This window comes from Desulfoferrobacter suflitae, from assembly GCF_022603395.1.
GTDB classification, from domain to species: Bacteria; Desulfobacterota; Syntrophobacteria; order Syntrophobacterales; family Syntrophobacteraceae; genus Desulfoferrobacter; species Desulfoferrobacter suflitae.
Window position 1 is genome coordinate 149,361 of record NZ_JAIBKA010000001.1, and the last position, 15,371, is coordinate 164,731.

General features: G+C 54.4%; 11 protein-coding genes. 2 read left to right on the forward strand and 9 right to left on the reverse strand.

Going from position 1 to position 15,371, the window contains the following annotated elements:
* Positions 1–7: 7 nt before the first annotated feature.
* On the reverse strand, positions 8–2,131 hold the full coding sequence (locus tag K1V27_RS00740; protein WP_258927612.1) for a hypothetical protein: 2,124 nt from the start codon (positions 2,129–2,131) through the stop codon (positions 8–10).
* 118 nt (positions 2,132–2,249) lie between these two features.
* A complete protein-coding gene (locus tag K1V27_RS22600; protein WP_353740505.1) occupies positions 2,250–2,723 on the reverse strand; it encodes a pilin in 474 nt (157 codons plus the stop codon).
* Between the two features lie 541 nt (positions 2,724–3,264).
* Between K1V27_RS22600 and K1V27_RS00750 the strand changes: the two genes are divergently transcribed.
* Positions 3,265–3,915 carry a hypothetical protein gene (locus K1V27_RS00750; RefSeq protein ID WP_258927613.1) on the forward strand — a complete coding sequence of 217 codons (651 nt, stop codon included), beginning with the start codon at positions 3,265–3,267 and terminating at the stop codon, positions 3,913–3,915.
* Between the two features lie 248 nt (positions 3,916–4,163).
* Positions 4,164–4,529, forward strand: a complete 366-nt coding sequence (locus tag K1V27_RS00755) for a GxxExxY protein (RefSeq protein WP_258927614.1) — start codon at positions 4,164–4,166, stop codon at positions 4,527–4,529.
* Positions 4,530–4,701: 172 nt separating this feature from the next.
* On the opposite strand, the gene lspA is transcribed toward K1V27_RS00755, so the two are convergent.
* From lspA to pilB, 7 genes are all read right to left on the reverse strand, one after another.
* The gene (gene lspA / locus K1V27_RS00760; RefSeq protein ID WP_258927615.1) at positions 4,702–5,187 is read right to left on the reverse strand and encodes a signal peptidase II; all 486 of its coding nucleotides are present in this window, start codon (positions 5,185–5,187) and stop codon (positions 4,702–4,704) included.
* A gap of 30 nt (positions 5,188–5,217) precedes the next feature.
* The gene (ileS, locus tag K1V27_RS00765) at positions 5,218–8,004 is read right to left on the reverse strand and encodes an isoleucine--tRNA ligase (RefSeq protein ID WP_258927616.1); all 2,787 of its coding nucleotides are present in this window, start codon (positions 8,002–8,004) and stop codon (positions 5,218–5,220) included.
* Positions 8,005–8,353: 349 nt separating this feature from the next.
* Positions 8,354–9,997, reverse strand: a complete 1,644-nt coding sequence (gene groL / locus K1V27_RS00770) for a chaperonin GroEL (protein WP_258927617.1) — start codon at positions 9,995–9,997, stop codon at positions 8,354–8,356.
* 58 nt (positions 9,998–10,055) lie between these two features.
* Positions 10,056–10,346, reverse strand: coding sequence for a co-chaperone GroES (groES, locus tag K1V27_RS00775; RefSeq protein WP_258927618.1), 291 nt, complete (start codon positions 10,344–10,346; stop codon positions 10,056–10,058).
* A gap of 116 nt (positions 10,347–10,462) precedes the next feature.
* Positions 10,463–12,217 (reverse strand): two-component system sensor histidine kinase NtrB, encoded by a 1,755-nt coding sequence (locus K1V27_RS00780; protein ID WP_258927619.1) that lies wholly within the window; start codon positions 12,215–12,217, stop codon positions 10,463–10,465.
* A gap of 40 nt (positions 12,218–12,257) precedes the next feature.
* On the reverse strand, positions 12,258–13,475 hold the full coding sequence (locus tag K1V27_RS00785; RefSeq protein ID WP_258927620.1) for a type II secretion system F family protein: 1,218 nt from the start codon (positions 13,473–13,475) through the stop codon (positions 12,258–12,260).
* A gap of 59 nt (positions 13,476–13,534) precedes the next feature.
* The gene (gene pilB / locus K1V27_RS00790) at positions 13,535–15,226 is read right to left on the reverse strand and encodes a type IV-A pilus assembly ATPase PilB (protein WP_258927621.1); all 1,692 of its coding nucleotides are present in this window, start codon (positions 15,224–15,226) and stop codon (positions 13,535–13,537) included.
* Positions 15,227–15,371 lie beyond the last annotated feature (145 nt).

Genomic DNA, 15,371 nt, shown 5'->3' on the forward strand with positions numbered 1-15,371 from the left:
ACCCACCCTACCCGGCTGCCCTTGGTGATCCGGGTTTCGCTCGGCCCGCCTCTTGCTGCAAAAAATCATTCATCAATTGTGCCGCCTCCGTATGCTTTCCGGCTGCGATGTATGCCTTCAGCGTCTGAACTTGTGCAAGGAGCAGGCGTTTATCCGTATCGCAGCCGTTTTTCAGACAAATGTTCCTGTCGATCGCTTCCCTCAGGATCGATTCGAGAAGTGTCAGGAAATTTTTCTGGTCGGCGAAGGCACTGTTCTTGTGCCGGCTGTTACGCAGCCCAAGGACCACCATTGCATAGGCCTTTGGGAGCTGGCCTGACCTGCGGTGCACCTGCGCGAGATTGATGAAAAGGGCCGACAGTCCCCCTCCATCGCATGGATCGGGGCGATTCTTGACATAGTATTCGCCTCGCTCCATCGCTTCCTTATCCCTGCCCAAACCCACCAACGATGCGACAATGGCATTGGCGGCAACAAAATACGCCTCGAAGCGCGGCTTGCCGAGATCAATGGCCCTTTCGGCATGCTTGATGGCTTCCTCATAATGGCCTTCCCGCCCCAGACCGGCAGCCAAATTGGCATGGGCACGGGGGTTGAGAGGCGCCTTGGCAGCGGCGTCACGGTAGATGCTCACCCCGGTCTGCCATGCTTCGTTGCGCGCAAAGGTGAGCAGTGTCAAGCACGAACCAAGGATTGCAAAGACGCAGACGGTCATTTTGCGCAAGTCATCGGCGCTGTAGCTGTGCAGCAGCAAACGGAGCGCGTTCACCAAGCCTGTCACGACAATCATCGCAACACCGACAGAGGGCAAATAGAGACGGTGTTCGAAAATGAGCTCCAAGGGAACGACGGTGGATTCGATGGCCAGATTCACCAAAAACCACAGCATGCCGTAACTGGCCAGTGGATGCCTGCGCCTGAAGTGCGCAACGGCCCAACACGCAAGGGCAATCAAGCCGATGGCCGGCAAAGTGGTCCAGGGATGAAAGAACGATGTGGAGACGGCTACATCATGTTCTATGGAAAGGCGGGAAGGCGCCGGCCACAGGACCAGCGACAGGTACCAGACAACGATGCGTGCTTCGGTGAGGAGCCGCTGCGGCATGGTGAAGTGCCGATTGTTATAGCCGGGTAAAAACTTTGCAATGCAGACCGCCAAAACAAATGCGGCGACTATCGAGCCCAGGCATAACGCTGCTTTGATCGACCAGTGCGACGTTCGAAGCCATTTCCAGGCCCTAACCGGCAGATCGGGCTGGAAAAACCAGATTTCCGTGGCAAGCAGCATAACCGGCAAAGTGGCGGAGTTTTCCTTGGACAGAAAAGCACAGCCGGCGCTCAGCACGGCTCCCAGATAGTACAGCGTGCCACGCCAGCGATAGGCACCGTAACGTGCCGCCCGTAAACGGCAGGGCAACACACGGAACAGGGAATGATTCCTCACCTCCGGGTGCATTTCCAAACCTGCGCGATCATTTTCCGCGTCGCCTTGCATCCGATCAGCATGTGAACCGCCGTAGCCAAAATGAGCTCTTCTTCCCGCCACGTAGAGGGCCACGCTCGTGAGGTAAAAGAAAGCCTGCAGGGAAGCCATGCGCTGGACGATGTAGGTGACGGCATTGGTTTGTACCGGGTTGAGCGCCCATATGCCGGCAATTGCCAGGGCATGGATATGCAGGGGAATAGTATCGGGCATGGCGCCGCCCGGACGGCTTTCACCGCGGATTGTTCTGTTGATCGCCAGGAGTTGACAGGCCAGGAAGAAGACGGCAACCGTGCACAGCAGGTGGATAATCAGATTGGTCAGGTGAAAATAGAAGATACTCCCCCGGCCGACCCTGTGGTCCAGGCTGAAGGTAAACATGGGTATCCAACGCTGCCAGCCGAAAAAAGTGTTTGCCAGCGAAACCAGGCTGTCGACTGAAAAGTCCGATAGATAAACATTGGGTTGATAAATGAAGGAATGGTAATCATCGAGTATGGGGGGACTGTAAAAGGTGTTGCAGTAGGCCGAAAGAATCAGTACCCCGAGAACGATGGAGGGAATGGTCTTTGTGATTTTGCGCACAACTTTTGCTTTGAGATGCAGGCTCGAATGGATGCACAGCGGCATCTGCTCAATGAGCGGCACAATCACTCACGCCGCCGCTCATTGAGCAGTCCGACGAGCTTTCAACTAATTATGTTACAAGCACAGCAAAGATCTCTTGTTGGGGAGCTTGCTCAGAGAAGCTCCCAAACTATCCCAATCACGGTGCAACACTGGTGAATCCCGCGTTGTAAGCGAGCGTACCCCGGTATTCGAAAACTAAAGTCTTCTTTCCTCCTTCCTCCGTTACGTAGGGGTAAATATGGAGCACGGGATCACCCAGCGCGTCTGTGATACCTTTGAGAGGAAAACTGTCTTCATTGTCGCGCTGGTGGTTATCAACGGCAATGGTAATGGTCAGAAAGTCGCCCGTCTCGGCAACTTCATCGAAGAAATAAGTGTCCGCATCGCTAAAACAGATGGCTTCCGTCAAATCCTCCGGTAGAGTGTTACGGATGGCAAACTGGGTGGCCACACAGTTCTCCCACATATGAACAGGAGGCATTATATATTTGTTCAAGTTAGCCTTCGCAATGTATTTTTGATAATAAGGCACCGCAACTGCAGCCAAAATACCGATAATGGCCACGACAATCATCAATTCCACCAACGTAAAACCCTTGTTTTCTCTCATTTTGATCAACATGCTTGATACCTCCCATTGCTTTTAAATTGATGCCGGCTGCCATCCCAAGGCAAAACACCCTATGCTGTCTCTGCAAGCCACTCTCCGAATATTCCCCCCTCCTTTCACAACACACATTGGAAATATTGCTTGATTGTAGAAAGAGCAAAGATTGTGCCGATCCTTGGAGGCTGCCAACAAAAGGCCGTTCTCGGGCGCAGGCAAAACCTTGCAGGGAAATTCCTGGCGGTTTTTATCAGCAACTTTATGCTTGTTGACCGATATCCCCCGGGAAAAACCCGGCTGACGACGGACTGACAAAAATTGTCACTCGTCTGACATTCTTTGGCAGGATGCAAGATTTCACCCATCAACCGACGGAAAATGTGCATGCGAATCACGCTGATCGCTTGTTCCGAGCCGATTTCATGTTGCTCAAGCTCAGAATTTGTGCCAGGATTCAATACCTTGATTGATTTTGGCGTTACTTGTCGATGGGTCAGGGGGGCTGCCCCTTTTCTATCGGCCGTTTAGCTTGGGGAATGCCAACATGAAATCGTTAGTCTTATGCATCGCTTTGTTTTTGACGGTGATCGCCCCTTGCCCATGGGACCCTCCGTTTGCCGCACCTCAGGACTCCGGCAGGCCCGACAATCCCGTTTCGACGCCGCAGAGTGAGGCTGGTTCCCAAACAGATAGTGAAGACCAGGGCTCAGCGACAGCGAAAACGGCGCCCGCCGCTTTCTCCCCGGAAGCTCTGTCGCTCAAGGAAAAGATTTCCCGGGAGCTGCTGCAGGAGACCTTCACTTATGATCCGAAGCAGCTGAACGACCCGTTTGTCTCTTTCATCAAACCCCCGGAACCCCCTCCCCCGCAATTGCCGCCCGAGGACGAAACGCTGCCGCCAGAATTGCAAAAACCGCTGACGCCTCTGCAGAAAATGAATATCGGCGAGATCGAAAAGGGGTTGAGGGCCATCGTCTGGGGAGGACTGGGCAGAAAAGCGATCATCCAGGATGCGGCGGGCAAGGGTTATATCGTGAGCGTCGGGACTCCCGCCGGTGGGCCCACAGGTGTGATCGTGCAGATATTCGATGATCGCCTGGTCATTCAGCGACAGCTCTGGGACGGGAAGCTGAAAAGGATGGTGCTGAGAAACGACGTGGTCAAACTGCGCAAGGGAAAAGAGATCGAAGGGTAGGTGACAATTTTTGTCACACGCGGGAATTAGCCGCAGATCAACGCTTTTTTTTCTGGCTAGATCTGCGTTTATCAGCGTGCATCGGTGGCTGTCAGATTCGATGGCCTCAGGGTTTAAAGCTATCAGCCGCAGATACACGCCGATGAACGCTGATGTTTCTTTATTTCTTTTTATCCGTGTTTATCGGCGTGCATCTGCGGCTGTTATCCTTGAATTCTTGTTGAGCCATGTGCATCAGAGGCTGAGCAATGAGTGATGACCTGACGCGAGAGATTATCAGAGCAGCCTTTGTAGTCAGCAATACTCTCGGGGCCGGTTTTCTTGAAAAGGTTTACGAAAACGCCCTGGCTCACGAGCTCAGAACATCGGGTTTGCAGGTCAAACAGCAGAGCCCCATTGCGGTTTACTATGACGGCATCATGGTTGGAGATTACTACGCCGACCTGGTTGTGGAGGGGAAAATCATCATAGAGCTGAAGGCGGCCAAAGGCATCGAAGATTTGCACCTCGCTCAATGTATCAACTACTTGAAGGCAACCGGTTTGAAGGTAGGATTGATTCTCAATTTCGGCAGGCCGAAGGTCCAAATCAAGCGAGTAGTGAACGATTATTAGCCGCAGATCAACGCTTTCTTCCTGTCCATATCTGCGTTTATCAGCGTGCATCGGTGGCTGCCAGATTCGATGGCCTCAGGGTTTAAAGCTATCAGCCGCAGATACACGCCGATGAACGCTGATGTTTTCTTATTTCTTTTTATCCGTGTTTATCGGCGTGCATCTGCGGCTGTTATTCTTCAACAGCGGTTCCATGGTTTTTGGTTTTGAGCAGACACAGCAACAGCATCACGGCCCCGATGCTGATGGCGCTGTCGGCCACATTGAAAGCCGGCCAGTGGTACTGGCCCAGGTAAACATCCAAAAAATCAATCACTTCCCCCAGGCGCAGCCGGTCTATGAGATTCCCCACGGCGCCGCCGAAAATCAGCCCAAGAGAGATCCTCGCCCAGCGATCTTCTTTTTTCAGGCCCCTGTACACAAAGAGTATCACCGCGATGCCGATGAGGCTCACGGAAACGAAAAATATCTGGCGCCAGCCGGAATAGCTCCCGGCCAAAAAGCTGAAGGCTGCGCCGGTGTTGCGCACATGCACCAGGTTGAAAAAGCCGGGGATGACCGCCACCGAGGAATGCAGGGGGAGCAGGTACACCACCAGAATTTTGGTCAACTGGTCGAAGATGACGATGCCGCCCCCGATCAGGAACAGATTGAACATTGGCTGCTTTCCTTTGGCTGAGTACGGACACTAAGCCGGGTTCAGTATATTGTGGCAGCGGTCACACAGGGTCGCATCCTCTTTAAAGGTTCCGACACTTTCGGAATGCACCCAGCAGCGCTCGCATTTTTCACCGGTTGCAACGGACACCTCAATTTTCGCCCCGACCACTTCCACCCCCTCGACTCCGCCGCTCAATTCAGCAGCCGAGCGCAATTCCACCTGGGAAACGATAAACACCGACCGCAGCAGTTCTTCGCTGCCATTGAGCATCTGCTGTACCGATTCGGGCAATGCGACACTCACCTTGGCATCCAACGGGTGGCCGATGATTTTTGTCTGCCGGGCAGCTTCCAGAGCGCGCGAAACATCGCTTCTGAGCGCAAGGATGGTTTGCCAGCGATCATTTAACTCCGCATCGCGAAGGGCTGGATTTTCCTCCGGAAAATCCTCCAGATGGACACTCTCCCCGCGGCTTCCCGGCAGATACAACCAGGCCTCCTCAGCGGTAAAGGAAAGGACCGGGGCCATGAGCTTGAGCAGTGCAGTGACAATTTCATACAACACCGTTTGGGCCGAGCGGCGCACCTTACTCGCAGCGCTGGAAATGTACAGCCGGTCCTTGAGGATATCCAGATAGAATGCACTCAAGTCGACTACGCAGTAATTGTGCAGCGCGTGGTACACCCGGTGGAACTCGAACCGGTCGTATGCGCTGCGTATTTTTTTAACCAAATCCTGCAGTTGATGCAGGGCAAAGCGATCCAGTTCCTCCATCTGTTCGTAGGGAACGGCGTGCCGATGGGGGTCGAAATCGTTTAAATTGCCGAGCAAAAACCGGGTGGTATTGCGAATACGCCGGTAGGCTTCGCTCAGTCGCTTGAGTATGTCCGGAGAAATTCTGATGTCATCCCGGTAATCCTCGGCGGCGACCCACAGGCGAAGAATTTCGGCGCCATATTTGTCGATGATTTCACCCGGAGCGATGACATTGCCGAGCGATTTGGACATCTTGTATCCCTGCCCGTCGACCACAAAGCCATGCGTGAGAACGCTCCGGTAGGGGGCCATGCCGCGCGTGCCGACCGCTGCCAGCAGGGATGAATGGAACCAGCCGCGGTGCTGGTCGCTCCCTTCCAGATACATGTCGGCGGGGAAGCTCAAATAGGGCCGCTGTTCCAGCACAGCCGCATAAGAAGTCCCGGAATCGAACCAGACATCGAGTATGTCCTTTTCTTTCTCGAAGTCGCTCCCTCCACAGTTCGTGCAGGCCGCCCCCGGGGGCAGCAGCTCCTGGGCTGTGAGCTCGAACCAGATATCGGCGCCTTCCTTCTCGAACAGAGCCACCACGTGATCGAACACTTCCGGGGTCGCCAGCAGTTCGCCGCAGCCTTTGCAGGTGAAGACGGTGATCGGCACTCCCCAGGAGCGCTGGCGCGAGATACACCAGTCCGGCCGGTTGGCAATCATGTTGCGGATGCGCTCCTTGCCCCAGGACGGAATCCACTCGACCCGCTCGATCCAGTCCAGCGTGTTCTTGCGCAGGTCGTTCTTGTCCATGGAAATAAACCACTGTTCGGTGGCTCTGAAGATGACCGGCTGCTTGCAGCGCCAGCAATGCGGGTAGCTGTGGCTGATTTCCTTCTCCAGAATCAGACGGCCCACTTCCTTGAGTTTGGCGGTAACGTTCCTGTTGGCATCGAAGACGTACTGCCCGGCAAAAAAATCCACATCCCGGGTGAAGCGCCCGTTGTCATCAACCGGAGAATAGACATCCAGGCCGTATTCGAGGGCCATGTCGTAGTCCTCGCGGCCATGACCGGGAGCGGTATGGACGCAACCGGTTCCTGCTTCGAGAGTCACATGGCCACCCAGGATCAGCACGGAGTCCCGCTCGAGGAACGGATGGCGACACTTGAGCCCCTGCAAATGGGAAGCTTGGAACGTTTTCACCACGGTGTAATCTTGAATGGCAAAGGCCTTCATGCAGCTTTCCAGCAATCCCTCGGCAACAATCCAGATTTCCCCGCCGACGTCCACCGCGACGTATGCGAAATCGGGGTGCAGGGTGATGGCAAGGTTGGCGGGAAGCGTCCAGGGAGTAGTGGTCCAGATGAGCACGGAAGCGGGCTTGACGGCCAACTCCGGATATCGAGCCTGCTCTTCAGCCTGCAAAGGGAATTTGACATAAATGGAAGGCGACACGTGGTCGTGATATTCGACTTCGGCTTCGGCCAGCGCCGTCTGGCAGCTGGAGCACCAATAGATGGGCTTCTTGCTGCGAATCACCCCGCCTCGGCTGAAAAATCGCCCCAGTTCGCGGGCGATGGAGGCTTCGTAGGGATACGCCATGGTGAGGTAGGGATTTTCCCATTCCCCCAGTACTCCCAGCCGTTTGAATTCCTGCCGCTGAATGTCGATGAAGCGCTCCGCGTAGCGACGGCAGTGGCGACGAATTTCGACCTGGGTCATGGATTGTTTGCGCTCGCCGAGTTCCTTATCCACCTGGTGCTCGATGGGCAGCCCGTGGCAATCCCAGCCGGGCACGTAAATGGCGTCCAGCCCGCTCATCTGGCGGCTCTTGATGATCATGTCCTTGAGGATCTTGTTGAGGGCCGTTCCCAGGTGGATATGGCCGTTGGCATAGGGGGGACCGTCGTGCAGGATGTATGTTTGGCGCCCTTTGCCGCGTTTTCTCAAAAGATCATATAAGCGCGATTCATCCCATTTGGCGAGGATTTCCGGCTCCCGTTTGGACAGATTGGCCTTCATGGGGAATGAAGTCTGGGGCAGATTGAGGGTCTTCTTGTAATCCATTGTTCGGTTCCTTTTAAGGAAGCTGCATCGCTTGGCGTTTTATCGTCACCGGCAAGCGCGAAGAGAGTCCGCTTGCTCTGCTGTCGCTTTCACTCATAAAATCAAGACTAATTAGCATACCGCATGGACAAGTCAAGACAGAAGTCCGGAGTCGGGAGGGCGGAAGACGGACGGCAGAATGGCTGCTGCAAAAAAAAAGAAAAGCCTCTTGATTCAACGAACGAACCAAGAGGCTTGATCAGCAAAACTTGTCAAGGAACGGCTGCCGCTCGGCTGCCGCTCCTTTGCTCACGGCCGGCGGTCCATGCGGGATTCAGCCGGACGGCGCATCCGGCATCGGACCCGCGTCTTAATACATGCCGCCCATACCGCCCATACCACCCATGCCGCCGCCGGGCATTGCAGGCATATCCTCTTTTTCCTTGGGAATCTCTGCAACCATGCATTCGGTGGTGAGCATCAGCGCTGAAACGCTGGCGGCATTCTGCAGTGCGGTGCGTGTCACTTTGGTCGGATCGATGATGCCGGCTTCCAGAAGATCGACGAATTCACCGGTTTCGGCGTTGTAACCGAAAGCGTCCTTTTCTTCCTTGAGCTTCTGCACGATCACCGAGCCCTCTTCGCCTGCGTTGAAGGCAATCTGCCTGGCCGGTTCTTCCAACGCACGCCGGACAATGTTCACGCCCAGCTGCTCATCGCCTTCCAGCTTGAACTCCTTGATACCCGGCAGGCAACGCAGATAGGCCACTCCACCACCGGGAACAATGCCTTCCTCGACGGCCGCTCTGGTGGCGTTCAGAGCGTCTTCCACGCGGGCTTTCTTCTCTTTCATTTCCGTCTCGGTAGCCGCTCCCACACTGATCACGGCCACACCACCGACCAGCTTGGCCAGCCGTTCCTGCAGTTTTTCCCGATCGTAATCGCTGGTGGTTTCCTCGATCTGGGCACGGATCTGACGAACTCTTCCCTCCAGCGCCTGACGGTCGCCGGCACCGTCGACGATGGTGGTGTTGTCCTTGTCAATGCGCACCGTCTTGGCGCTGCCCATGTCGTTCAGGCTGGCGGCTTCCAGCTTGAGACCCTTTTCTTCGCTGATCACCTGGCCGCCCGTCAATACCGCGATGTCTTCCAGCATCGCCTTGCGACGATCGCCGAAACCGGGCGCCTTAACGGCACAAACGTGCAGGGTGCCGCGCAGCTTGTTGACTACCAGAGTCGCCAGGGCTTCGCCTTCGATGTCTTCGGCAATGATCAGAAGCGGTTTGCCCATCTTGGCGATTTGTTCGAGAATCGGCAACAGGTCTTTCATGTTGCTGATTTTTTTATCGTAAACCAGAATCAGGGGTTCATTTAGAAGAACCTCCATCTTTTCGGGATCGGTGACGAAATAGGGAGAAATGTAGCCGCGGTCAAACTGCATGCCTTCCACCACTTCCAGAGTGGTTTCCATGCCCTTGGCTTCTTCGACGGTGATCACGCCTTCCTTGCCGACCTTGTTCATGGCTTCGGCAATGATGTTTCCGATGGTGGTGTCGTTGTTCGCCGAGATGGTTCCAACCTGGGCGATTTCTTTCTGATCCTTGGTCGGCTTGGTGATTTTTTTCAGTTCATCCACCACTGCCTTGACGGTCTTTTCAATGCCGCGCTTGAGAGCCATTGGATTGGCGCCCGCGGCTACGAGTTTGGATCCTTCGTAGTAGATGGACTGGGCCAATATGGTTGCCGTGGTGGTCCCGTCACCGGCAACATCACTGGTCTTGCTGGCCACTTCTCTGACCATCTGGGCACCCATGTTCTCGAATTTGCCTTCGAGCTCGATTTCCTTGGCAACGGTCACGCCGTCCTTGGTTACGGTGGGGCCCCCGAAGCTCTTCTCGATGACCACGTTGCGACCCTTGGGACCGAGCGTTACCTTGACCGCATCGGCGAGTGTGTTGACACCATTGAGCAGCGCCTCGCGGGCTTTGACATCGTAAATCAGCTGTTTTGCCATTATGATTTCCTCCTAGTTGTTCTGTTCGCTGCGATTATTTCTTACGGACTCGGGGAAGTTATTTTTCGATGACTGCGAGAATATCGTCCTCGCGCATGATCAGGAGCTCTTCTCCTTCGACTTTGATATCGGTCCCGGCGTACTTGCCGAATAAGACTTTGTCACCTGCTTTGAGATCGAGCGGCCTGCGGGTGCCGTCTTCCATCAGTTTGCCACTGCCCACTGCCAGCACTTCGCCCTGGATCGGCTTTTCCTTGGCTGTGTCGGGAATGATGATACCCCCGGCGGTTTTCTGTTCCTCTTCGGTGCGCTTGACAATGACACGATCGTTGAGTGGCTTAAGATTCATGCGTGCAACTCCTTTCTTTGACAAAATTAAAATGTGCGGGGCGGCTCGCGCGTGCGCCCACCCCAGATCAATCTGTTAGCACTCGTCTGTTGTGAGTGCTTATAGTCATTTCAAAATCACTTGGCAAGAGGAAAAGGGGGACTAATGGGAAAAAAAAGTGAAAAGGTCGTACCGGAGTCCTCGTGGTGGGTCACTTCGATGCGGCCCGCGGAGTTTTCTACCAGCTGGTAGACGATGCTGAGGCCGAGGCCGGTGCCGCTTGTCTTGGTACTGAAAAAGGGCTCGGTCACCTTAGTGCGAATGCCTTCGGCAATTCCGTTGCCGGTGTCGCGGATGTCGATGCGCACGTTGCTCGATTCAGCGGAGCTTGCCTCAGGGCGCACATGAATCGACAGTTCCCCCCCTTGCGGCATGGCTTCGAGGGCATTGGTCACCAGGTTCCAGATGATCTGGCGGAAATGGTGCGCATCGATAAAGATAAGGGGAGCGATTTCAAAAGAAGTTCTGATGCGGTGAGACGGGCCAAATTTTTTACGATTCTGCAGCAGCGCCAGTATTTCCTGTAAATTCTCCACAACGGCAACCGCTTCTTTCTTGACCGACTGCCTGGCGCCTCGCGCCAGCCACAGAAAATCGGTGACCAAATCATCAATGCGCTGCACCTCCCGATGCATGATGCCGAACAAACGCATCTGCTCGGCGTCATGTTGGACCGTGTCCTGGATCAACTCGACGGCCCCGCTGATGGATGCCAGCGGATTTTTGATCTCGTGGGCTATTTCCGCGGCGATGTTTCCCGCTATGGCCAGACGCTCCATGCGCCTCATGTGTTCTTCCATGGCTTTCAACCGGGTGAGATCCTGAAAGATGAAAATCCAGCCGGATGAGGCACCATCATCTCCAAGGAGAATGGAGCCGGTGTAGCCGAGACGGAGTTCCTGCCCATCAGGCCGCCGGTAGACAATTTCATTGCGGCTCCCGTTGGAAAGTGGGTTCTTGTCGGAAGTAAGCCCGTCATGCGACCCTGAAGATATCGCAACGGAGGGGAAGATGTCGCTCACATGACAGCGTTCCAACCGGTCTCTGGGCAAACCCAGGATTTCCTCGCAGGCAGGATTGCAGAACCGGATGACACCGTCTGCGCTGATGGTGAGGAGCCCGCTGGTGATGCTCTGCACAATGTTGCGATGCAGCGTTTCCAGCTCCTGGAAATCCTTTTTGTGCTCGAGAATCAATTGACTTGATTTTTTCAGTTCCTCCGCAAGATAGCCGCTCAGATAGGCCACCAGATAAAATCCGGCAATGTTCATCAAAAGGCTTTGAAGATAGAACTCACTCTCTCGATAAAACGGCGTTCCACCGATCACCTGTAATGGAACAATCCAATCGAAATATTGCAAATCCAGCAAGAGACCGTAGGAGAGACTGCACAGAGAGGCCACCCAGAGACTCCCCTTGCGGTTGAGCAGCAGCGCGGCGCTGATGATCACCGGCATGTAGAGAAATGAAAAGAGGCTCTCTACCCCTCCCGAAAGAAATATCAGGACGGTTACGGCTTCTACGTCAAAAAACAGCTGGAGGTAGGCGAATCGGACCAGGTTGTCAATATGTTTGAGGCTGAGAGCGGCAACGATAGTGAACAAGAAAATAACTATCGAAAAGAAGTACAGGGGCTGAAAATGGGCCGAGAGAAACTCCCATCCGTGCCGAGTCTGGGCGAATATGGTGAGCAACAGGAAGAACAGGCCGAGCAGCAGTCGAAACAGCAGAAGCAGTCGAATCTTGCGGGCCAGGGACGGATCCGTAAGGTTTGCAATTTCGGAATCACGAATTGCGGACTCAAAATTCGTGCCTGTCTGTTCTCCCTGCATTGCTACCCCGCCTTCTTCCCCTTTCCTTCCCACCCCGGCCTTATGCGCCTCGGCCCACCACGTCCGCCAGTTGGAAGATGGGAAGATACATGGCGATCAGCAATCCTCCCACCGTAACCCCGAGAAATACGATGAGGACGGGCTCAAGAAGAGCCGTCAAAGATTCTACAGTAGTGTCTACTTCTTCATCATAAAAGTCGGCGATTTTCCCGAGCATGTTGTCCAGAGCACCGGTCGCTTCCCCCACTGCGATCATCTGCGTAACCATCGCAGGAAACATCCCGGTTTCAGCCAACGGCTCCGCCACCGGATGACCTTCTGCAATGGCGATGCGCGCCTTGCGAATGGCTTTCTCGATGACTTTGTTGCCGGATGCTGCGGAAACGATCTCCAGGCTGTCAAGAATGGGAACCCCGCTTTCCAGCATGGTGCCGAGGGTACGGCTGAAACGCGCTATGGCAACTTTGCGCAGCAACATGCCAAAGACCGGGAGTCTCAACAAAATCTGGTCGGTCCATTCACGTCCTCGGGAAGTAGCGCGAATCCTCCGAAGAGCAATGACCAACAATATGAGGGCAACGATGAACCAATGGAAATAGGACTGGGCGAAGGCGCTCACGTTCATGACAAACAAAGTCAGTGGCGGAAGACTCACGCCGGCATCATTGAACAGCCGAGCAAAAACCGGGATGACATAAACCAGGATCACGGCAATGACGATCACGGCAACACCCACTACAATGGCGGGATAGGTCATCGCCCCTTTGATCTTCTTTTTCAGGCCGGCCATCTTTTCAATGTAGACCGCGAGCCGATTGAGTATCACGTCCAAAATGCCGCTGACTTCGCCTGCGGCCACCAGGTTCACAAACAGGTTATCGAAGACTTTGGGATGCTTTCTGATGGCATCGGAAAAGGTGGCCCCTTCTTCAACATCCCGCCTGACTTCTTTGATGACCCGTTTCAGAGTCGGATTGCTTTGCTGATCGCGCAGGATTTCCAGGCACTGCATGATGGGAAGCCCGGCATCGATCATGGTTGCAAATTGCCTGACGAACACCACCATGTCCCTCTCTTTAACCTTGGGCTGTAACAGGGGGATGTACTCGGAAATGTCCTTGGGCTTCGCCTTGACGCTCTTGACGTTCACCCCCTTGCGCAGCAACAGCTGGCGCGCAATGGTCACATTGTCCGATTCAATTTCGCCCTTCTGTTTGACTCCCTTGCGGTCGGTTCCCTTCCACAGGTAAACGGGCATGGTTCGCTCCAGTTATTTTATGGTGACGGTGTTTGGTGGCTGCAATGAAAATCAGCCTACTAGTCCCGCGCAGAGGATCGTATCACTTCTTCAAGCGAAGTGATGCCTCTTTTCAGCTTCTGAATGCCGCTCTGGCGCAGGGTCGTCATGCCAAGATCGATGGCCTGCCTTTTGATTTCAGCGGCAGACGACCCGAGCAGCACCATCTCCCTGATTTCTTCAGTCATGGGCATGACTTCATACAGAGCCAGCCGTCCTTTGTAGCCCGTATGGCTGCAGGAGGGACAGCCCCTTCCGCGATAGCAGTCAAATGTTCCCACATCTGCATCCCTCACCCCTAAATCCGCCAAAGCTTCCGGGATCACTTCTTCCTTGACTCTGCAGTCCGGACAGAGCCTCCTCACCAGCCGTTGCGCCAAAACCAGATTGACCGCCGATGAAACCAGGAAAGATTCGACCCCCATGTTGAGAAGCCGGTTTACCGTACTCGGCGCGTCGTTGGTGTGCAGGGTGCTCAGCACCAGATGACCGGTCAGGGCGGCCTTAATGGACACTTCCGCGGTTTCAAAATCCCTCACTTCTCCCACCATGATGATATCCGGGTCCTGCCTCAGGAATGCCCGCAATGCTGAGGCAAAATTCAAGCCAATTGCGTCGTTCACTTGCACCTGATTGATGCCGACGAGATTGTATTCAATGGGGTCCTCTGCCGTGGATATGTTCTGACTGATCTTATTCAGTTCCGCGAGGGCGCTGTACAGGGTGGTGGTCTTGCCGCTGCCGGTGGGGCCGGTGACCAGTACCATCCCATAAGGGGCATAGATGGCTTCGCGAAATTGTTTGAGCTGTTCTTCATCAAATCCAAGCTTGGTCATGTCGAGCTGCAGGCTTGATTTGTCAAGCAGACGGAGCACCACCTTCTCACCGAAAAGAGTGGGCAGAACCGAGACCCGGAAATCCATCTCGCGCCCCTTGTAGCGCAACTTGATGCGACCGTCCTGGGGCAGGCGTCGCTCGGCGATATCCAGGCGACTCATGATTTTCAGCCTGGAGATGATGGCATTTTTCATCTGCAGAGGCGGACGCATGATCTCATAGAGCACCCCGTCGATGCGGAAGCGCACACGCATCATTTTTTCGTAGGGTTCCAGGTGAATGTCACTGGCCTGCTTGCGAATGGCATCCATCAGGATCAGGTTCACCAGCTTCACTACGGGAGCCTGCTCCGCCGCTCCTTCAAGCGATGTCAGGTCGGAATCCTCAACACTTTCAAAAAATTGGGTATCCGCCTCCTCCCTCAGAATTCCCAGAACTTCCTCGAAATTTTCATCTTCATAGTAGCGGCCAATGACCTCCCGGATGGCACTTTCCCGGGCAACATGCGTCTGGATGGTTTTGCCCGTCAGGAAGCGGACGTCTTCGATGATGAACAGATCTCCCGGGTCCGCCACAGCAACATTGAGGGTATTGCCCATGACTCCGAAGGGCACGGCGTGATACTTCTGCACGATGTTGAGGGGGACGAGATTCAAAACTTCCTTGGGTATGGACAGTTGGGACGGATTCACAGTGGGCACATGAAACTGTCTGGCAATGGCTTCCACCAAATCATCTTCGGTGATGAACCCAAGTTTAACCAGGATCGAACCGATCCGCTCACTCGTGTGCTGTTGCTCATCGAGAGCACGTTTGAGCTGGTCGGGCTTGAGCAACCCTTCTTCCATCAAGAGCTCACCGAGTTTTTTCGCCACCTGCTGTCACCTCGTCGAAAATTTTACGAAAATGCTTGACATAAAAAATTCCCTGGTTACTATTCGGGCGGTTTTTGTGGGATTCAATTTCAATGCTATCAGATTTGGAGGTGGTTGTCATGATTTGTGAAACAGTGAAGGCCGG

What these genes read in the sequence shown, in the direction of transcription:
- K1V27_RS22600 (WP_353740505.1), bottom strand. Translation starts at nt 2,723, where the DNA reads ATGAGAGAAAACAAGGGTTTTACGTTGGTGGAATTGATGATTGTCGTG.
- K1V27_RS00750 (WP_258927613.1), top strand. Translation starts at nt 3,265, where the DNA reads ATGAAATCGTTAGTCTTATGCATCGCTTTGTTTTTGACGGTGATCGCC.
- K1V27_RS00755 (WP_258927614.1), top strand. Translation starts at nt 4,164, where the DNA reads ATGAGTGATGACCTGACGCGAGAGATTATCAGAGCAGCCTTTGTAGTC.
- lspA (WP_258927615.1), bottom strand. Translation starts at nt 5,187, where the DNA reads ATGTTCAATCTGTTCCTGATCGGGGGCGGCATCGTCATCTTCGACCAG.
- ileS (WP_258927616.1), bottom strand. Translation starts at nt 8,004, where the DNA reads ATGGATTACAAGAAGACCCTCAATCTGCCCCAGACTTCATTCCCCATG.
- groL (WP_258927617.1), bottom strand. Translation starts at nt 9,997, where the DNA reads ATGGCAAAACAGCTGATTTACGATGTCAAAGCCCGCGAGGCGCTGCTC.
- groES (WP_258927618.1), bottom strand. Translation starts at nt 10,346, where the DNA reads ATGAATCTTAAGCCACTCAACGATCGTGTCATTGTCAAGCGCACCGAA.
- K1V27_RS00780 (WP_258927619.1), bottom strand. Translation starts at nt 12,217, where the DNA reads ATGCAGGGAGAACAGACAGGCACGAATTTTGAGTCCGCAATTCGTGAT.
- K1V27_RS00785 (WP_258927620.1), bottom strand. Translation starts at nt 13,475, where the DNA reads ATGCCCGTTTACCTGTGGAAGGGAACCGACCGCAAGGGAGTCAAACAG.